This is a genomic window from Methylobacterium sp. 092160098-2 (genome assembly GCF_028920805.1).
Classification (GTDB): domain Bacteria; phylum Pseudomonadota; class Alphaproteobacteria; order Rhizobiales; family Beijerinckiaceae; genus Methylobacterium; species Methylobacterium fujisawaense.
In genome coordinates this window covers 812,140-830,716 of record NZ_JAQPZJ010000002.1, presented here as the reverse complement: position 1 = coordinate 830,716, position 18,577 = coordinate 812,140, and the positions used below count along the sequence as shown (strand labels likewise).

Here is an 18,577-nt window from a genome sequence, read left to right as displayed (position 1 = left end):
TGGTCCGGGGCCGGTTCGAGGACCGGCGGCGGGATTGCGCGCCTGTCGTATCCCGGTCATTCCTTCGGAAGGAACGCGAGCCGACCGTGCCTGACCGGAGATCCGACATGACCACCTTCGCGGCCAGCTGCATCCAGGCCGGCGTCTTCACCCTCGGCTGCACCGCCATCCATTCCCAGCGCAGGCACGCCGACGCCGTGACCGCCGTTCTGGTCCTGGTCGGGGCGATCCTTCTCGCGCTCGTGATCGCCTTCGCCGCCGCCGCGACGCCCGTCGACGTCTTGGCGGCCCGCCTCGCCTCGGCGACCGATCCCGCATTCCTACTCCTTGAGGAGTAGGGAGGGAGCGTTTTTCGGCTGCCCGCTGCATCATGGAACCGGCCTGCAGGAAGCCGCCTACCATGGGACATGCCCTCGAATGCTTCGTCGTCTGCGACGTCATGAGGACCGACGGTTCGCCGGCGCGTTTGACCCTGGCCGTGCCGTGCGAGCTCGAGGAGGTCGGACCGCTTCCGCCCGCCGGCGAATTCGTCCTCTCCGACGGCCGTAGGGTCCGCTATGCCGGACATGATGCGGGCGCATTCCTCGATCTCGCCGCGGGCGGCGATGGGGCGACATCCGTCCAGTCGCGGCTCAACGAGTTCCTGCGGCGGACCAAGGCGACGCCGGTGCCTCTTCCGGTCGACGGGTCGCTGCATCGCGTGACCCGCAGGCCGGTCACGGACAGGATGTTGGACGGATACGTCCGCTCGACCGATCCGGCGGCGAGGGCCCCGTACATTGAAGATGGCGCGATCGACGCGACGGCCGCCGCCATGCGCGCGGTCGTCGCTCGGCATGCCGTCGTCTCCGAAGGACAGGTGATGGTCCGGACGCCGGCGCCGGTCTGGCAGGCCGTGCCGGGCCGCCCGGGGATCCTCCTGCGGATGCCGCACGACTGCAGGTCGGAGATGAACGGCATGGACGAGTTCGCCGCCGATCGCGTCGGCGCGGCCCAGGCCTACTGCTCGGCGATGGGGGCCGAACCGCAGCATGGGAGATTGCAGCTCGGCGGCGTGGAGCACCTGGACCCGGCTTTCATGGGGGCCGACGATCTGGTGACCGTCGCCTCGCGGGCCGGCCCGTTCGTCGCATCGCGGCTCGCGGACGATCTGCAGAACCTGCCGCCAGGGATGGTGGCCCGCTGGCACGATGCCGCCCAGGCCTCCTCGCTGCAGCCGGGCGAAACCTGGCGCGCCGGCGAGGTCCTGCGTAGCGTGGCAGACCTGATCCGGTACGGCGAGGATCCGGGAAACGACTGCGGCCTGCAACGCGACTTCGACCGCTACGCCGGCCGCCGCCGATGGGAAGCGCATCGAAGGCGCATCTTCGAGATTGAGGGCATCGAGCCTTCCCCGGCGGTCGCCGGACGTCTGCAGGGCCCGGCCAACGCCTGAGGGCGTCCGACGGATGAGGCGGCCTCAGTGACGAGGCGGCCTCCCGATCATCGTGGCGGGGATGAAGATCAGGACGCCGACATCTCCCCGCCCGACCATGGGCGCGGCCATGCTGGCGATCCCGTTCCTGAAGCCGGTGTCGACATGGAACAGCAGAGCCTGAAGGGCATCCGCCACCGCGACGCCGCCCACATCGAGCACGCCCAGAACGATCGCCCTGATGGCGGGTTCCAGGCGCTTCAGGATGCCGGCCTCGAGCAGGTAGTCGGTATCCGGCGGTCCGAGATACCGCCACTCGCGATCGCCCAGGAACGGTTCGAGGGGTTCGACGCCGCCCATCATGCGGATCGCCGTCGTCATCAGCCCGGGATTGCCGACGCCCTGGGGAGTGGCGAGACGACAGAGACTGCCCAGGGCGCTTGAGGCGAGGGTGACCCTGATCTCCAGGGGTTCGTGCCGGAACGGCTCGAGGGCACGCCCGACGACCTCGGCCGCCTTCGTCGCGGCCGGCGACCACTCCGCGCCGAGACGCTGCGCATCCGAAGCCGAACGGGCCACGGGGCCGAAGCCGTCGGCCGGCTTGCGCCTGTCGGGATCCGAAAGGTTCGCCCGGACCCATCGCGCGGCATGCTCGGGGCCATAGTCGCGCTCGATCTGCCGGGCGCGGGCAGCGAGCTTGTTGCGGCAGGGGCAGCCGTTCGCGCTCTCGTGGCAGAAGTCCTCTCCCGTGGCGGCCGCGACCTCCCAGGCGGCGATGCCGTCGAGGGGAGCGACACCGGTCCGGTCGGAGAACCAGACGCCCATGTTCCCGAGGCAGACCTGAGCGTTCGCGTTACCGGGGAAGAGGTGCGTCGCGCGCCGGAAGTGCTCGGTCGCGCGATCGGGATGGCCGGAGTTCGAAAGGTGGGCGCCGATGTTCGTCAGCGCGCGGCTGACGATGTCGCGGACGTCCCGTTCCGCGCGCGGGGCCCGGCCAAAGGGCTCGCGGGGGTCGCGCAGCCGTTCCAATCCCAGGACGATCGTGCGCTCGAAAAGCGCGAGGCGCGTTGAGGTTCGCCTGCGTCGCCTCCCGGGGCCGGGCAGGTCTTCGGCCTCTGAGAAGAGATTGCCAAGGTTGTATGAGGCGTGCGGATCGAGGCGCGACGCGACGCGCAGACGGTGCATCGCGCGGAGCCGCTCCAGGCTCGGCTGCACCTCGATGGCATGCTCCATCGCCATGTGTCCCTCGATGGCCGCCAGAGCCTCCTTCAGGTCGTCGGGAATATGCACACCGGCAACCTCCGTCCCGAGCAGGGATGACGACTTCCTCGGTCGTTTCGACATGGCGATCTCCTGATCTGCTCATGATCGAGCCTAATCTCTTAAGAAGTCAATGAGGGACTACAAATATATTCCGCTTCGCACGCTACTTCGTCTTCAAGATATAAGCAGCGGCAATGTACTTCGTGTTCAAGAAATGAAATCGCTCGATTTTTTCCTGGATATCACTTGCCGCACATACTCGGTTCGGGCTGCCCGAGGATCATGCCCATGGTGCGCTCCGGGATGGCAGCATGCCCGAAACGCCTTGCGCGATCCCGCGCTATGCTGATCCGACACGGACCGATCGGCAGACCGGTACAACCGTCCTCGAAGCTCGGCAGCGACGATGAACCCGCCCACCGCACAGGCAGACCGATCGCCGGCGCAGGCCTCCGACCCGAGCGGCGCGTTCGCCGGAACGGTCTTCGCCGACATCGTGGTCGACGTCTTCGACCGCCGTGGCACGGACCGGCGGATCGTCGTCAGGGTCGGCGCTTCGGCTCCCGCGGTTGCGGACCCTCTCCCGGTCGTGGCGAGGTTCCGTCTGGCCGGTCAGCTGTTGATGGTCGGAGGGGATTTCCCCCGCGCGCCCGGCGAGACCGCGGAATATCTCGGTCTCGAGGGCAGGACCTATCGTGCGCTGCGGCCGCGTTCGCCGTCGCCGTCGGCGACGGCCGGGCGGGACGGGGCGGAGCCGATCGTCCTGTCCGCCGACGAGATCCGGATGCTGGGCGTCCGCGACATCTCGCGCCTGGACCACGCCGCGACCGGCCGGCCGTTCAACCTATGGCGACCGAACGAGGTCGAGCCATGGTGCCGCGAGCTCGCCGACCGCTACGACCTGACCTGGGCCACGCCGGTCGTCGCCGGCTTCGAGGCGGCGGTGGCGGGCAGGCTGCTGGTCGCCGGCGGCGATCTTCTGGAGGTGGCACCCTTCCCGATGTGGTGGTCCAATCAGGACACCAACGAGATCTCTCTGGACGCAGTCCGGTTTGCGGTGAACTACCTGAGGAACGCCGATCGGTTCTCCTGGTCCGGCCTGGACGCGGCGCGCCGGTATCTCGGCGCTCTGAACTTCCGTCGGGGAGAGCCGCAGATCCTGGGCGGAGTGGAATTCATGGACCCGGCATACGGGCACACGGACGATCTGCGCTCCCTGTGCTCGGTGATCGCCCCCTGGATCGCCCACCGGTGGGCGCGCCATCTCGCGGATGTCCCGGCCGACCTCGTGCGCCATTGCCATGACGCTGCGAACTGGACCGGGGAGGCCTATCCCGAAAGGACGGACCTGATGCGCCTCGCGTCTGCGCTCGCGGAACTCCTGGCGAAGTCGGGGCCGCTGCCGGACGTGCGACGCGGAGAATGGCCCCAGCAGGCCGTCGACGCGCTGCTGGTCCGTCTCCACGCCGTGGAGGGCGTCCCGCAGTACGGCGATGCCCCGTCCCTGGAGGCCCCGAACGGCCCGGCCCCCTGACGTCCCGACCTGACCTATCTTCGCCCTGGGACGGCCTTCCGAGACGCTGCAGGTTGGCGAACGCATCGTGGGCGCATACGCAATGCGGGTACGGTACCGCAGGCTCGCCGGATCACGCGTCGGGTGGGAGGGGCCGCGCCGGATCCGATGTCATCCCGGAGCGGAACGAAGGCGACGGCAGGGAGGCCCGCAGAATGAATCGGCTCATCGTCGTGGCGCTTGCGACATTGTCCGTTTGGCCCGCCCAGGCCGCCACGTTCAGCTATACGTGCCGCGTCGACGGCAAGTCGCTTAAGGTCAAGGTCGACGATACGAGGAACACCCTCTCGTGGAGGGGGAATGTCTACAGGATCAAGGTCCAGGAGGATTGCGCGAAGTTCGGCTGGCATGCGGAGCGCAAGGGTGAAGCCTTCGACTTCTGCACCGCCACGCAGGGTTACGCCGACTTCCATGAGGGGGACAGACTCGTCCAGTGCGATCAGGACCGTTGAGCGACCCCGCCCACGCCTTTGCCGGTGCCGGTCGATAGGGCATCGTCCGCGCTCAATCGGCAGGAGCGCATCGATGACAGCATCGAACGATGAGGCAGCCGTTCGGGAAAGTCGGATCCGACTGATCGATCTCAGGCGGAGCCTGGGGCTATCCCGGCGTCGCTTCTCCCGAAGGTTGAATTGCTCAAGGCGCGACATCGAGAGGTGGGAAAGGGCCGACGCACCGGAACGGCGGAAGCTCGATCGGGATCTGAAGACGTTCGTCGGTCCGTCGGTCCTGCCGTCGGGCGTTCGTGCGGCCATCGACGCCTATCTCGACGAGCGGGACCGCCTGACACCGGTAGCGTTCGGGCAGGAGGGCCTGCGCGGCATCGACGAGAAGGCGCCGGTGCCGCTGAACAAGCGCGGCCTGAAAGCCTGCGAGCGCCGTGGGCGCGGATCCGTGCAAGCCGTGCTTGAGGATGTGCTCGCCGGGATCGCCGCAGGTCACACGCCGCCCGCACTGGATGCGATCTACAGGATGCGCCTGGGCCAGACTTTGACGTACGAGCTGCGCGACGACCAGGAGGAACGCATCAAGGCGGCGGCCGCCGCCGGGGTCGATCTCGCCACCTTGGCTTCGTGGGAGGCTGGTCGCACGGTTCCCGATCCGGAGCAGCGCAAGGCCATACGCGAGGTGCTCCCGTTCGAGTTGCTGCCGAAGACGAGCCTGGATCCGCTTGCGATCCTATCGGAGGGGACGACCTGGGAGAGGAGGGACCCGTTCACTGGGCCTGTGGACACTCTGAGCGAGGGGGAGGAGGTGGTCCGGGCGGAGAGATCGGCACGTCTCCGTATCCTCAGATCCCTGCTGCTGATGACGAGTCCCGAAGAGGCGGTCGAACGCCTCGGTTTCGACTACCACCGATATCTCATGCACGAGGAGGGGCGCGCCACGGTCGGGGAGGCCGATGCCGCCATCTACGCCGCGGGCTTCGGGGTCTCAGTCGAGTGGCTGCTGCAAGGTGGGGCATTGGAAACCTGCGCCGGGATGAGCCGGGAAGAGACCTACCAGCGCCTGTTCGACGACGAGGGCGAAGCTTCATCCGATATCGGCCGGCTGATGCGTGCGATCAGACTGCTGAGGACGCAGGAGCGCGTCCACCGGGAGGCGGTCGCGGCAACCCGCATCGCCCTCCTCGCAAACACGGCTGTCACGAAGGATCGGATCGATGACCTGCGCACGTTCCTCGGCGGCATGGCCCTAGAGGACTTGCTGCACGCAGTCTCAAGGGGAGGGTGACGCCGGCAGATCCTCGTCCTCGCCATCGTCGGCCATGAATGCCGCGTAGGACGCGTCCCGGGCGGCCTGGTCGCGCCGCTCGAAGTCGAGATTAGAGCGGATCGCTGCGACGATCTCCGGGCCTCCGGCCGCTCGGGCGCTCTCGTCGGAACGGATCAGCGTCACCGGTCGCTCGCGATTGCGCCAAGCTTCGAGGGCCTCGTGCGGCGACTCGTCGGTGCCGGCGTAGTTGGCCATGATCGCGGCCACGCCGACGTCGTCCACCTCGGGGTCGACGTCGGGCACGACCAGCACCTCGCCGTCGTCCAGCACGTAATAGGAGACGAAGCGGGCCAGCTCCTCCAGACCGTTGATCGTGGTGGGCCCGGACAGATCCGAAACGACGTGGCGCAGCAGGGTGTGGCGGCCTTGGTCGTCCAGACCCATCAGGGCCGCAAGGACGTCCCGGCTCGACCCGTGCGACAAGAGATCGGCCAGCTTGGCGCGCACGGCGTGCAGGCGCTTCTCGAAGTCGGAACGCAGGGCGTGCTCGATGTCGCCGAAGTCGAGCGCATCGGCCGACTGCACCTGCACGTCTTCAGATTCGGCCATCGAACTGTTCCTTAACCGTGATCCCCCACGAGGTAGACGAGGCCTTCGCAAGAGGCCAATCCGCCGCCGCGGTTGCGATTTTCAAAGGTCGTCGCCAGCCTGTCCCGTCCGCTCGCGAGAGCCGAACCCGAAGGTGGCAGATGCTCGCCGGAACCCGCATCCTCGTGGTCGAGGACGAATTTAGCGAATTTGCTCGATAACCCCTATGTGGATAAGCCGGGTGTCGGTCGTAAGTTTGATTTTTCCGTCAATGCGTTACACCTGTGTCTGCTCATGATGGGTCGCCTGATGGCTGTGGAAAGATAGACCACCGAGGCTTTGGAGAGGGCGGTCTTTTGCTTCGCATGCAGATCCCAGCCGTTCTGAGGCGGCACTGGATCGATAGGAGAATAAACCGATAAACCCCGCTCGAGGGAAAGCTCTCTACGGTCAATTCTCAGATCGCCGGGCGTTTTCTGTTCGAGAAAATCGTGTTCTGGTTGTTTTGTGATGCTGCATCGGTTTCTGCGTCTATCAGCTTGGCATCGGCGATCGCCTTGGTGAGACCGCCAGCATACGCGGCTCCGGCGGTATAAGCTTGTCCCGTGGCGCCAGCGGGGAGGGGCGCTTTGGGGGCCTGTCATCGACGAACTGAAGGCTTACCGCGACGCCGATCCGAGAGGCCTCGAGTGCTGGTCGTCTTCCGCCCCACATTACGTGCTGCATTGGCTCGACCGGATCCCGATCGCCTGCGGCGTGGTTTTGCGAATGGTTTGCGCTCTCCCAGGCGGAGAGGTTTTTCTTAGCTGGCATTTGAGGTGCTCAGTTCACGAGTTGGAGCACATTGCGGCTCGCAAACCGCGCATCTTCGATCGCCGCGTCGAGCTGATCGTATCGGACTGACGGAGCGTGATCGTGGTTGATGCGGGGCGCCCCGGGCATGCGAGCCGGGTGCCGGCATCGAACGGGCGACTGCAACCGAGCAGCCGTACCCGGCGGTGGCGGCCGCTACGGGGATCGGCGGATGACGGTATCGGCGGAGGGCGACCATGATGATCGCCGCAGGCACGGAAGAGCTTGTGGTGGCGGTATCGACGGGCGTCGCGGCACGCCCCCCGGCGGCGTTCTCGTCCGACGCGCCGAACTGGTCGAGCATGCGCCCGGCGAACTCCGGCCCATTGTCAACCCGTAGGCTCTTTGGACGACCGCGGAGCTTCACCAGTGCGTCCAGGGCCTCGGTCACCTGGTAGGCGCGGAAGTTGGCTCTCGGTGTGAGCGAGAGCGCCTCTCGCGTATGGCAATCGACGACCGTCAGGATCCGGAACGGACGTCCGTCGAAGATGCGATCAGACATAAAGTCCATGGCCCAGACCTCGTTTGGACCGCCGATCGCGGGCCGCCCGTGTCGGTAGCGCCAGGCCCGTTTGCGCTTGGGCAGCTTGGGCCGAATCGACAGCCCTTCGTCCCGGTAGATCCGGTAGGTGCGCTTGTGGTTCACCTCCCAGCCCTCCCGTCGCAACAGGAAGTGCAGCCGCCGGTAGCCATAGCGCACCCGTGCAGCAGCGAGCTCCTTCAGCCGCATGCGCAGAGCGACCTGCGGATCGGCGCGCTTGCGGTAGCGCTGAGACGAGCGGCCGAAGCCTGTGGCCTGACAGGCCCGACGCTCGCTGATGTCGTAGGCCACCTGCAGGTGACCGGCGACCTCACGGCGAGCGGCGGGCCTCACCACGTTCGCTTGAGCACGTCTCGGCACGCATGGAGCGGACCAGTGTCAGGTCGACGACCAGCCGCTTGAGCTTGCTGTTCTCATCCTCCAGCTGCTTGAGCCGCCGGATCTCCGGCACGCCCATGCCGACGAACTGCTTCTTCCAGCGGTAGAACGTTGGCTCGGATACGCCCATCTTCCGGCAGACCTCGTCCACCGTCGCACCGTTCTCCGCCTGCCGCAGGGCAAAGGCGATCTGCTCGTTCGTGAAGCGTTTGCGAGGCATGGCATCCACCCTCCTTCAGGGTTCAGGATGCCCGAAAAACTTGCGCTCGACGCGGACCAGTTTGCTGGGTCAGGGTCACTATATCGGATTCTGACCCACTACCTGCCGCTGTCCTCGCCCAGTTCGGCGGCGCCGACGCGGGGGTGCTGTTCGTGTCGGATCAAGACGGGTTCCGCTTCGTCGCCTCACCGAACTTCATCGACAGTGTCATCGACTACATCGAAGCCGGCTGGCTAACGCGCACGGATCGAACGACCCGCCTGTTGGCCAAGCGCCACGCGGGCTTCGTCACCGATCTCGACGTGTACACGCCCAAGGAATTCGCGCGCGAGCCCGTGTTCCGCGAGTTCTTCCACCCACGCGGCTTCGGCATGGGCGCAGCGAGCGTGATCAGGGTGCCGACCGGCGACCAGCTTGTGTTCGACGTCGAGCGCTGGATCGAGCGCGGCCCGATCCGTCAGGACGCCGTCGCCCGTCTCGACAGCCTGCGACCGCACCTCGCGGGTGCCGCGACGATGTCGGCGCGCCTGCGCCTCCACACCGTCCGGGCGGCCGCCCAAGCCCTCGAGACGGTCGGGCTGCCCGCGGCCATTCTCGGTCGACGCGGTCGCGTCTTGGCGATGAACTCAGGGTGGGAGCAGCTCCTGAACGACCGGATCCACGACGGCCCCCGCCTCGCCCTCTCCGATCCGGCAGCCGACCGGCTGCTGGCGCGCGCGTTGGCCGAAATCGCCGTGACGGCGAGTGGCACGCCACGATCCATCCCGCTCGCCGCGCGCGACGGTCAACCGCCGACGATCCTGCACCTGCTGCCGATCCGGCGCGCGGCCGCCGAGGCCATCGCCGTGTTCACGTCGCTGACAGCCAAGCACGTCCCGGGCCTGTCCGTCCTCGAGGGATTGTTCGACCTCACCGCCGCCGAGGCCCGTGTCGCCCGTGGGATCGCAGGCGGCAGCACGGTCGCGAACCTGTCGGCCACCTTCGGCACGACGCCCGCCACGGTCCGCTCGCAGCTCAAGGCTGTGATGGCGAAGACCGGCACGGCGCGGCAGGCGGAACTGGTGCAGCTTCTGGCCGGCGGTGCCTTGCCCACCTCGTGACGCAAGGCACGCATCGCGCCGAAGAACAGCAATATATTCCTCTGCTGCTGCACGTTAGCGCTACGACATTATGGTCCTCGATCCGTGGGTGCGACATCGGCGAACGCGAATGTTGTTCTTTGCGTGTCGTCGCTCGTGTACACGGTCGAGACCGATTCCCGCATTACACCCGCGCATCGCTGATCCGCGTACGAATGCCGGATCTTGAATACTCGCCGCGCATCGCAATCTCGGGCGTGGGGGTATAGCTTTGGATCACTTGACATGACCACTTCCACCGCGAGCGGTTCGCTCGATGCGATCGATCTCACCACCGGGATCGTCGCCGCGTACGTCTCGAACAACGCCGTACAGACGGCCGACCTGCCGGACCTGATCAGCAGCGTGCATGCTGCGCTCATCGGTCTCAGCGGCGGCACCGTCGCTGCGGCTTCGCCGGTGGCTGACGCTGAACGCCCAAGTGCGGCGCAGATCCGCAAGTCGATCCGAGACGACGGGATCGTCAGCTTCATCGACGGCAAGGCGTACAAGACGCTCAAGCGCCACCTGACCGGTCACGGTCTTGACCCGAAGAGCTATCGCGAGCGCTACGGCCTGCCGGCCGACTACCCGATGGTTGCCCCGAACTACGCCGCCCAGCGCTCGGCACTCGCCAAGGCGATCGGTCTCGGTCGTCCCGGTGCGCAGGCGGAGCGTCGAGCCGCCTGACAGGCCTCCGAGCTTCGGCGTGGTAAGCCGCGCCGAAGCTCGGGCGTCGCACGTGGTTCAACCAATGGCCAGTTGCGCGTCGGTCACGTTCTTCAAAAAGGATAGGATGAGAGCAGTGGTCGCCCCTGGCTGATCGAGGCTCGGTAGATGGGCAGCACCAGTCATCATGTGTGCCCGCCCGTTCGGAAGCGCTTTTGCGACCAGCCGACACCGTTCCTGGATGTGCGGAAAATCGAGGTCGCCCCACAGCACGAGCGTCGGTACGCCGATCTCGCCGAGGCGGCCAAAGGTCGGTGCGGTATCAAGCGTGGACTTCATCGGCGGAGCGCGCAGCACGGCACCGTTCATGTCGAGGAACAGCTGCCTGGCCGGACCTGCGACGCGTCCGTCTTCGGTCAGGGGGCCGTCGAGCCACAGCCGAGCCTGGATCACGTTCACCCGGTCCAGATCGCCGGCGTCCTCGGCGCTCGTCTGCTCCTCAAGCATCTTTCGAATGTCCGGCGGGTAGACCGGAGAGGGCGCGCCATCGACGTTGGGGGCGATGAGGACCAGCCCGGCGATGCGTGCGGGGTGCCGGAGCGCGGCGTCGATGGCGATTTTCCCCCGAACGAGCAGCCGACCAGGATCGCCATCTGACCCTCCGCGACGCTATCGATCACCGCGATCAGGTCGGCGACAGCCGAGAAATCCTCAAGCTCGGACTGCGTGGTCCTGTAGCCTCGGCGGTCGTAGGAGACCGCCATATGGTCGGCACCGACCGCGTCCATCTGCGCTCGCCACATGCGTTGGTCGCAGACATGGGCGTGGAGGAAAACGACCGGGCGGCGAACACCGACGACCTCAGCGGCCAGCACGGCGCGGCCGGACGTGATGTGCCTCTCGCTACGCATCCTACGATCCCTCGCCGTCCACCGCCAATCGACATCTTGCCGTCTTATAGCGTGCGAGACGTCGCAAGCCGTGGTCACAGTGCCCCCAAGCGGCAATCCTCAGGTCAATTGTGTTCAGCCGCTGACGACTACTTCGTCACCTAAGCTGTTATGGCGCTTTTGCTCAAGGTGCCGCAGCTTCACAGCGAAAACGTGAGACCGGATCAGCCAGCGCCCCTTCTAATGCTTCTCGGAATTCGTCTGCAGCAGTCTGCCAACGCACCGGCTGAACCTCGTACAAGTCCATCACTTCGTGGAAGCGCTTATGTGCCTGCCCGAAAGCGGTGTCGTGCACGCCCTGTCGGTCGAAGAAGACGCCGATGCTGCAGGCATGCGGATCTTTCGCTGCATCCTTCCAAGCCAATGGCAGAGGTTGGCCCATCAGTGTGCGGCAGGCTTCTACGACACGGAGGTGGCCCGCATAGGCGCCGAGCAGCGTGCGAGGTCCCTGTTCTACCCTTTCGGGTAGGCGCGCGCTCAGCCAGCCAGGCACGGCTTCGGCCGGCATAGGCCGGGCGATGCCATAGCCCTGGGCGAGATCGACACCCAACACACGCAGGGCATCGCGGATTTCGGGCGTCTCCACGCCCTCGACCACCAACCGCTTGCCGATGCTGCGAGCCAAACCTTGCAGGCTGAACACGAAGTGCAGGTCTCTTGGACGTCCGACCAAGCCGCGGGCAAAGGATTGGTCGAGTTTCATGATGTCGACCGGGAGATCTCGCAGGTTGATCAGCGAGGAATAGGCGCTACCAATATCGTCGAGGGCGACACGGATGCCGAGCGCGCGGATGGCGTTCAGACGCTCGGACATCTGGGCGAGATTAGGAGCGGCGTGGCCTTCCAACAGCTCGAGCACCACCGCGCCCTCTGGGATGAAGGCGTACTGGTCCAGCACGTCCTGCAGCAGTTCGACGAATCCGTCCGAGAGTACAAGTGGCACCTCAACGTTAACGCTGACGAAGAAGTCTAGGCCGTCACCGACCAAACTCTTCCTCAGCGACATCGCCTGCCCGAGCATCGTCCGGAACAGTTCGGTAAGAGCATCCTGCGACAGGCCGGACAAGAAGTCCGCCGGGCTCAGAAGCTGATCGCCGTGCTTGAGCCGAGCAAGCGCCTCGTAGCCGACGACCTCGCCAGTGCACAGATCCTCGATCGGCTGAAAGACTGCTCGGATGTGCGACGCTATCTGGCGCAATGCGCAAGTTTTGCGAGAACCGACCGTGCGATGTTTGCGAGCCTGGACCCGCTGCATGGTCATCGATGTTCCCAAGAGGATCTAGAGCGGCGTGAGGTTGCGACGTAGAGTTGAAACTGCTCCCGATCACATTGCCCAGAAGTTAATGGCGACGGCGAAAGTGGCGACGCAACGGTTATGCCGTTCGGCACTCAGCTTACGAGGCGCAGGGTGCCTTCGCACTTTCCGGCAGCACGGACTTGGTTCCGGCCAGTTCCCTTGGCCACGTACAAGGCGGCGTCGGCCGCAGCGACGAGCGCTGCAGCGTTGCGGGCCAGGATTTCAGGGGCGCTAGCCACGCCGCAGCTCACCGTGAGCACCGCGCGCGGCCCTGCTGCATGAGGCATGGCCCAGCCCATAACCGCCGCCCGGATACGCTCGGCCACGACTTCAGTGCCCACCAAGTCAATCTCGGGCAGGATGACAGCGAACTCCTCGCCGCCGATGCGACAGGCCGTGTCGCTGGCGCGGTTTGCGGCGGCCCGGATCGAGCCGGCAATCAGGCGGAGTGCCTCGTCGCCGCGCTGATGGCCATAGGTGTCGTTGAAGCCCTTGAAGCAATCTGCGTCGATCAGGATCAGCGACAGCGGCCGGCGGCCTCGCACCGCGCGTTCCCATTCCTGCGCAAGCGTCTCGTCGAAGCACCGCCGGTTGCCGAGACCGGTCAGGGCGTCGGTGGTGGCCTGTGCTGCAAGGCGGGCATTAGCGGCCAGCAGCTTGGTCTCGGCCTGCTCGCGTCGACCTAGCTCCCGGCGCAGCCACCAAGTCAGTCCAGCCGTGACGCCGCAGAGGCTGAGCAGCACCATCCCGAGGCCGATGGCTCGATGCCACCACTCGGCGTAGATCGTAGATGGCGTCAAGGCGATGCTGAGGGTGAGGGGCTCTGTGCCGATCCGCGCGAAGGTGAACCGGCGCTGGCCTTCTCCGACCATTGCGGGTCCGACGAAGCTACCGTCGCGCATCACGATCATGCGGCGGTAGCTCGGGGTGTCGGCCACGCTCACGCCGATCGCGCTCTGATCGAACGGCTCGCGCATCAGGACGATGCCTTTCGGTCCATAGAGCGTCACGGTTCCCGCATGCTCGGCATCGACGGAGGCGAACAGGCTGCGCAGGTAGTCGATCTTAATGCCGCCGACCACGACGCCGGCGAAGGAACCGTCCGGGTTCGTCAAGCGGCGGGAGAGCATGATCATCCGCTGTCCGCTCACCCGCGAGATAGCCGGCGGGCTGATATGCAGGCCGTCATCGTTTGGATGGGCGGCGAAGTGACGGAAGTACTCCGTATCGGACCGGTCGAGCCCCTTCGGCACCAGATGATCCGAGCCGGAGGCAATGACACCGTTTGTGTCGAGGAGCAGCAGGAAGGCGAAGCCTGGCGCGGAGGCAGCACGATCAAACAGGATCATCCGGCGCAGCTCGGGTGACGCCTGCGCGACGTCGGTCCGGCCGAAGCCTTCGACGACCGCCAGCAGGGAAAGGTCATAGAGTTCGACGTTGCGAGCGATATCGCGACCGAGCACCTGCACGAGGCTGTTGGCGGTCAGCTGGCTGCGATGCTCTGCGTCCGTGCGCATTTGCCAGAGCAGGAGCGCGGCCACGCTGATCAGACCGGTGACGGTGAGGAAATTAGCAAGGACCAGCCACCGGCCTAGGGATCGACCGAGCCACGAGCGGTAAAGGCGCCCTGCCGGGCTGGTCTCAACGTGCTCCACCTCAGTCCCGCGCAGCAAAAAGCTCCCCGCCACATAAGGCCATGGGCCGCTTGCCAATTCCTTAGCGCGAAAACACCAGTTTGAACGTCATTTCCTCGGCCGGCCGACTGCGGCAGCGGCAGAGGAACAGCGAGAGAGGCCCCGAACGCTGAGTTAGATAGGTCCAGGAGCCATTGTCGGTTCAACTGCTACGCCTTCTTCACGCCCGGTGGCAGAGTGCGCCGCCATGCCGATCCGGCCCGAGCACCGCTTCTTCTATTCCATCGACTGGCCGCAGCTCTCGGCCGTGATCCGGTTCGAGCGGGCTAAAGGCTGCTGCAAGGGCTGCGGACGGCCGCACGGGCGGATGGTCTACCACCTCGGCAATGGCCGCTGGTGGGACTCAAATGCCGGCCGGCGGCGTGACGGCTGGGGCAGGCGGATCCGGATCGCGACAGAGGCCGACATCCTCAGGCAAGCGGGCTGGACGCGGGTCGTCTTAGCGGCGGCCCACCGGGACCATGACACCTCGAACAACGCGGACGTCAAACTCGCGGCCTTCTGTCAGCGGTGCCACATGATCCACGACCGGCCGGAGCATCAGAGGCGGCGCTAGCGCACGCTTTTCGTAGGAAGACGCTCGGCGACCTGTTCAGTGGCCCCTACGCCTAACCGCCAGCCCTAACGGTGCGAAACTTTCACTTCAAGAACTGCGGGCTCCGCTTTGAGGGTTGGGACCGTCATAGCCGCTTCGCTCAGCAGCGAAGGTTCTAACGAAGCCAAGCGGAGCGTCATGACGGGGTTTTCTGCGTCAGCCAATTCGACCGTATTGTTCGGGCGAACGAGGATTTCATACTGAGCCAACAGCATACCTGCTGAGAGCACGAGGCCGATGGCGACAAATGCTACGGGAGGACCATCTTTGCGCATCCGATTTACTCACATCCTGAGATAAGTCGTGATCTTACTGCATGACAGTTTATCCACATCCTTCAATCGAGGTATGCAGTCCATACATACTGTATGCCACGGTAACATATTCGTTATCGTCGGCCTAATATGGATTGCGATATGAGAGGAATAACGGCCTTCTGAGATGAATTGCATGCATAATGTAGGAAACCATCACAAATAGATGATACTATAGAGTGTCAGACCCAGATCTTCCTTCATCCCCCCTAACCGTCCCAAGCGGCAGCGCTCAGCCATGCCAGGGCGTATCGGCGCGCGGCACTCCCTCGTGTAGTCGCTTCATCTTAAGCCACGGACGCATTATATCAGCCTTGCGTCCAATTCTCTATCATAGAAGTAACACATCTTACCTGTTTTTCAGTCGAGGAGCGGCCGCATCCCGTCCAAGTCGATGGCGTAGGGATCGAGCGCATTTTCTGGCTGCGCGAGGATCAGTAGCGCGATGACGAGAACCGCCACGGTAAGGAGCATCAGCCTTCCGGCTCGTTCTGAAGCAAAGCAGTCCCCACGAAGCACGAAGCAACCGCAAGTGAATGCAGCAGCTTCGGCGAACGGGACAATTCCGGGCAGAATCAAATCGGATCTCTGCTCGTCGGCGGCTGAAGGAACCCCATGGAGAGCACGATTAAACTTGCGCCACCACCATTTTGTAATACGCACACGCATTCGTTACTCCGATCAACCGCAGCCATTATGCCCACGACTCTTCACGCCTAGCCGCCCGCGCGGCTTGACGGTAATGCCTCCCGATCAAAATGTTGCGGCATAGGTCAGTGACTTCAGCCCTGGTAGAAGTCGATACGCCAATCGATGACGATGTTGCCCTTGTCGTTGTGCACGACGTTGTAGCCCTGCAGGCTGTCACCGTTCTTATCGAAGTTGTAGGGGCCTGTCGCAAATTCGGGACTGGGCTGCAGAAGGACCTGCTCGGCCTCGCTTTCACGCTTTGTCCGCGTCGAGGGGCCGAAGCAGATGGGGTGGATGGCTCCCGCTCCAACTGACGGCATCTCGGTGCCAAGATGTGGTCGCTGTCAAAGCAGCAGCCACGCAGATGCAGGAGCCATTCCCATTGAGATCACTACCGTCGGCATCGATCTGGCCAAGAGCATCTTCCAGGTTCACGCCTTCGATGCAGCTGGGCACGTCGTCGTTCGCAAGCCCTTGAGGCGGGCGCAGGTGGTGCCGTTCTTCGCCAAGCTGCCGCGATGCTTGGTCGGCATGGAGGCGTGCGGGACGGCGCACCACTCGGCCCGGGAGCTCATGAGGCTCGGCCATGACGTGCGGCTGATGCCGCCGGCTTACGTGAAGTCATATGTGAAGCGCGGTAAGACCGATGCGAACGATGCCGCTGCCATCTGCGAGGCGGTGACGCGCCCGAGCATGCGGTTCGTGCCGGTGAAGGCGACCGAGCAGCAGGCGGCGCTGGCGCTGCACCGGACGCGTGACCTGCTGGTCAAGCAACGCACCCGGTTGGTGAACATGATCCGCGGCCTGCTCGCCGAGTTCGGGATCGAGATGGTGCGGGGCCTGCGGCACGCGCTCGAACTGGCGGGCCGGCTCTCGGCCGGAGATGCGGCCGAGGTACCACCCCTGGCCCAGCGCGTGGTGACCGGGCTGGCCGATCAGATCGGAGCCTTGCAGATCCAGCTCACCCGGCTGGAGAAGGAGTTGCTGGCCTGGCATCGAGACAGCGACCTGTTGTCAACGGGCACCGAAGTCTGGTTCTCCCGCACTTCGTGTGGCGCGAGTAGGCCCTGATCGGCGTTGCCCCTGCCGGGGGATTCGCTCTGGAGTGCGCCATGCCGCGTCGCCTTCTACCCCTTGTGTCGGCTCCCGTCAGCGTCGTCCGGATCGAGATGATCGCGGAGCAACTCGTCATCCGCGTTGCGCCCCGAGGCTCGCGACAAGGTCGCGCTTGACGCGCGGGTCCTTCAGCACGTCGGGCACGAGCAGCGGCTCGCCCGCGAGCAGGCACGCACCCGCGAGGCTGCCCCGCAGCAGCACCCGCAAGCCGGCATGCGGGACGAGCACGCCCTTGGTGGCACGGTAGACGTGTTCCTCGCCGTCCCGCGTCTCGATGACGGCGCCCTCGGCGTGGGGCACGGCTTCCATCGCACCGGTCACCAGGGCGTCGAGCATAACGCCGAGGTCCCCCGTGCGACGGACATAGCCGCCTGGGCTCGGATGAGCTCGTCGCCCTGGTCGAGCATGCGCCGCTGGTCGGCGAGTACCCGGCGCAGCTCCATCTGCGCCATGACCTGGCCAGCGAGGGCCCGCAGGGACTCGGCCTGACGGTGGGTCAATCCGGCCGGGCGCGGCTCGACGTCGATGACGCACAGGCTGCCCAGCACCTTGCCATCCTGCGTGCGCAGCGGCGCGCCAGCGTAGAAGCGGATGCGGGGACCGCCGGTGACGAGCGGGTTGGCTTTGGTGCGCAGGTCCGCGCTCAAGTCTGGGATGACGAGCAGGTCCAGTTGGGCAAGGACATGGGCGCAGACCGAAGCGTTGAGGTCGGTCTCGCAGGCGCGGAAGTCGACGCGCGCCTTGAACCATTGCCGGTTCTCGGCGACGAGGCTGATCAGGGCGACAGGAGCCTCGCAGATGTTGCGGGCAAGCAGGACGACATCATCGAAGCCCTTCTCGGGGGCGATGTCGAGGATGCCGTAGGCGTCGAGGGCCGCGAGCCGGCTCGGGTCGAGGACTTCGGCCGAGAGAGCTTCGAGGACGGTCATCGGGCTATCGGCGGTCTATGGCGCGGCGTCGCGCGATGATGGGACGGTCGGCCCATATCCCATCCGTACTGGGCAGGTCGTGACCGTGTCGCCCTGCACAGCGCGAAAGGGTCGCCCGGTGCAGCTGCCGTTGCCCACGAGGTCACCACACGCGTCTATGCGTGCGGCGGTCGGGCATCAGCTCGTGTAACTCGGCGCGCCGCCGATTTGGCGTGCCGCCTCACGTGCCTTGGCGTCCGCTTCAGCCTCCGCCTGATCGGCCGCCTCCGTGACGTCGTCTGCTCGCTCGCCGTTGTGGAGCGCGAGCCGGGCGCGCAGCTCGTCGAGCTCCTCCTCGTCCAGCCCCTCGATGCCGATGAAGCGGTTCTGCGCCGCGCTCGCCCGGATCAGCTCGTCGAGCTTGGCCTGGATGGCCGCCCCGTCTCGGTTCTGGGTGTTCTGGATGAGGAACACCATCAGGAAGGTCACGATGGTCGTGCCGGTGTTGATCACCAACTGCCACGTGTCGGAGAAGCCGAATAGCGGCCCCGTGACCGCCCAGACCACGATGAGGATCAGGCTGAGCGCGAAGGTCGTCGGCCGCCCGGCGGCGCGCGCCACCCGCGAAGCGAACTCGGCGAAGCCCCTCGGCGCCCTCATCTTGACTTTTGCCTACTCGGA

General features: G+C 65.6%; 18 protein-coding genes and 4 pseudogenes. 9 read left to right on the top strand and 13 right to left on the bottom strand.

The window, feature by feature from the left end; translation table 11 throughout:
• The first annotated feature begins 107 nt into the window (after positions 1–107).
• Positions 108–338 carry a hypothetical protein gene (locus PQI07_RS29495; protein ID WP_274928454.1) on the top strand — a complete coding sequence of 77 codons (231 nt, stop codon included), beginning with the start codon at positions 108–110 and terminating at the stop codon, positions 336–338.
• Between the two features lie 62 nt (positions 339–400).
• Entirely contained in the window at positions 401–1,435 is a 1,035-nt protein-coding gene (locus PQI07_RS29490; RefSeq protein ID WP_274928453.1) for a hypothetical protein, read from the top strand.
• A 24-nt stretch (positions 1,436–1,459) separates the two neighbouring features.
• On the opposite strand, the gene PQI07_RS29485 is transcribed toward PQI07_RS29490, so the two are convergent.
• Entirely contained in the window at positions 1,460–2,758 is a 1,299-nt protein-coding gene (locus tag PQI07_RS29485; RefSeq protein WP_274928452.1) for a tetratricopeptide repeat protein, read from the bottom strand.
• Between the two features lie 325 nt (positions 2,759–3,083).
• Here PQI07_RS29485 and PQI07_RS29480 point away from each other — a divergent pair, with 325 nt between their 5' ends.
• From PQI07_RS29480 to PQI07_RS29470, 3 genes are all read left to right on the top strand, one after another.
• On the top strand, positions 3,084–4,211 hold the full coding sequence (locus tag PQI07_RS29480) for a hypothetical protein (RefSeq protein ID WP_274928451.1): 1,128 nt from the start codon (positions 3,084–3,086) through the stop codon (positions 4,209–4,211).
• 194 nt (positions 4,212–4,405) lie between these two features.
• Complete coding sequence (locus PQI07_RS29475; RefSeq protein WP_274928450.1) at positions 4,406–4,702, top strand: hypothetical protein; 297 nt, start codon at positions 4,406–4,408, stop codon at positions 4,700–4,702.
• Between the two features lie 388 nt (positions 4,703–5,090).
• Positions 5,091–5,984 (top strand): hypothetical protein, encoded by an 894-nt coding sequence (locus PQI07_RS29470; RefSeq protein WP_274928449.1) that lies wholly within the window; start codon positions 5,091–5,093, stop codon positions 5,982–5,984.
• Here PQI07_RS29470 and PQI07_RS29465 read toward each other — a convergent pair.
• A complete protein-coding gene (locus tag PQI07_RS29465; protein WP_274928448.1) occupies positions 5,970–6,575 on the bottom strand; it encodes a hypothetical protein in 606 nt (201 codons plus the stop codon). The two genes, PQI07_RS29470 and PQI07_RS29465, sit on opposite strands and share 15 nt — an antisense overlap.
• Before the next feature lie 1,120 nt (positions 6,576–7,695).
• Positions 7,696–8,545: pseudogene (locus tag PQI07_RS29460) on the bottom strand (IS3 family transposase); the annotation flags it as partial.
• A gap of 152 nt (positions 8,546–8,697) precedes the next feature.
• Between PQI07_RS29460 and PQI07_RS29455 the strand changes: the two are divergent.
• On the top strand, positions 8,698–9,645 hold the full coding sequence (locus PQI07_RS29455) for a helix-turn-helix transcriptional regulator (RefSeq protein WP_274928447.1): 948 nt from the start codon (positions 8,698–8,700) through the stop codon (positions 9,643–9,645).
• A gap of 264 nt (positions 9,646–9,909) precedes the next feature.
• A complete protein-coding gene (locus PQI07_RS29450; protein ID WP_274928446.1) occupies positions 9,910–10,353 on the top strand; it encodes a Ros/MucR family transcriptional regulator in 444 nt (147 codons plus the stop codon).
• Between the two features lie 57 nt (positions 10,354–10,410).
• Here the strand turns inward: PQI07_RS29450 and PQI07_RS29445 are convergent, their stop codons facing one another.
• The 4 genes from PQI07_RS29445 to PQI07_RS29430 all read right to left on the bottom strand — a co-directional run bounded on the left by PQI07_RS29445 (position 10,411) and on the right by PQI07_RS29430 (position 14,234).
• Positions 10,411–10,839, bottom strand: coding sequence for an alpha/beta fold hydrolase (locus PQI07_RS29445; protein WP_274928445.1), 429 nt, complete (start codon positions 10,837–10,839; stop codon positions 10,411–10,413).
• Positions 10,788–11,120, bottom strand: a complete 333-nt coding sequence (locus tag PQI07_RS29440) for an alpha/beta hydrolase (protein ID WP_274928925.1) — start codon at positions 11,118–11,120, stop codon at positions 10,788–10,790. The genes PQI07_RS29445 and PQI07_RS29440 overlap by 52 nt, the downstream gene beginning before the upstream one ends.
• 286 nt (positions 11,121–11,406) lie before the next feature.
• Positions 11,407–12,543, bottom strand: a complete 1,137-nt coding sequence (locus PQI07_RS29435) for an EAL domain-containing protein (RefSeq protein WP_274928444.1) — start codon at positions 12,541–12,543, stop codon at positions 11,407–11,409.
• Between the two features lie 128 nt (positions 12,544–12,671).
• Positions 12,672–14,234 (bottom strand): GGDEF domain-containing protein, encoded by a 1,563-nt coding sequence (locus PQI07_RS29430; RefSeq protein WP_274928443.1) that lies wholly within the window; start codon positions 14,232–14,234, stop codon positions 12,672–12,674.
• A gap of 226 nt (positions 14,235–14,460) precedes the next feature.
• Here PQI07_RS29430 and PQI07_RS29425 point away from each other — a divergent pair.
• A pseudogene (locus tag PQI07_RS29425) lies at positions 14,461–14,885 on the top strand (hypothetical protein).
• A 9-nt stretch (positions 14,886–14,894) separates the two neighbouring features.
• Here PQI07_RS29425 and PQI07_RS29420 read toward each other — a convergent pair.
• The 3 genes and pseudogenes from PQI07_RS29420 to PQI07_RS29410 form a co-directional block, all read right to left on the bottom strand.
• Positions 14,895–15,143 carry a hypothetical protein gene (locus PQI07_RS29420; RefSeq protein WP_274928441.1) on the bottom strand — a complete coding sequence of 83 codons (249 nt, stop codon included), beginning with the start codon at positions 15,141–15,143 and terminating at the stop codon, positions 14,895–14,897.
• Between the two features lie 399 nt (positions 15,144–15,542).
• Positions 15,543–15,851, bottom strand: coding sequence for a hypothetical protein (locus PQI07_RS29415; protein WP_274928440.1), 309 nt, complete (start codon positions 15,849–15,851; stop codon positions 15,543–15,545).
• A 113-nt stretch (positions 15,852–15,964) separates the two neighbouring features.
• Positions 15,965–16,087 (bottom strand): annotated as a pseudogene (locus PQI07_RS29410) (ABC transporter substrate-binding protein); the annotation flags it as partial.
• Positions 16,088–16,253: 166 nt separating this feature from the next.
• Here PQI07_RS29410 and PQI07_RS29405 point away from each other — a divergent pair.
• A pseudogene (locus PQI07_RS29405) lies at positions 16,254–16,883 on the top strand (IS110 family RNA-guided transposase); the annotation flags it as partial.
• 177 nt (positions 16,884–17,060) lie between these two features.
• Here the strand turns inward: PQI07_RS29405 and PQI07_RS29400 are convergent.
• The 3 genes from PQI07_RS29400 to PQI07_RS29390 all read right to left on the bottom strand — a co-directional run bounded on the left by PQI07_RS29400 (position 17,061) and on the right by PQI07_RS29390 (position 18,556).
• Positions 17,061–17,324, bottom strand: a complete 264-nt coding sequence (locus PQI07_RS29400) for a hypothetical protein (protein WP_274928439.1) — start codon at positions 17,322–17,324, stop codon at positions 17,061–17,063.
• The gene (locus tag PQI07_RS29395) at positions 17,306–17,917 is read right to left on the bottom strand and encodes a GAF domain-containing protein (RefSeq protein ID WP_274928438.1); all 612 of its coding nucleotides are present in this window, start codon (positions 17,915–17,917) and stop codon (positions 17,306–17,308) included. Before PQI07_RS29395 ends, PQI07_RS29400 begins: the two co-directional genes overlap by 19 nt.
• 177 nt (positions 17,918–18,094) lie before the next feature.
• On the bottom strand, positions 18,095–18,556 hold the full coding sequence (locus PQI07_RS29390) for a low affinity iron permease family protein (RefSeq protein ID WP_274928437.1): 462 nt from the start codon (positions 18,554–18,556) through the stop codon (positions 18,095–18,097).
• Between the last annotated feature and the right edge of the window lie 21 nt (positions 18,557–18,577).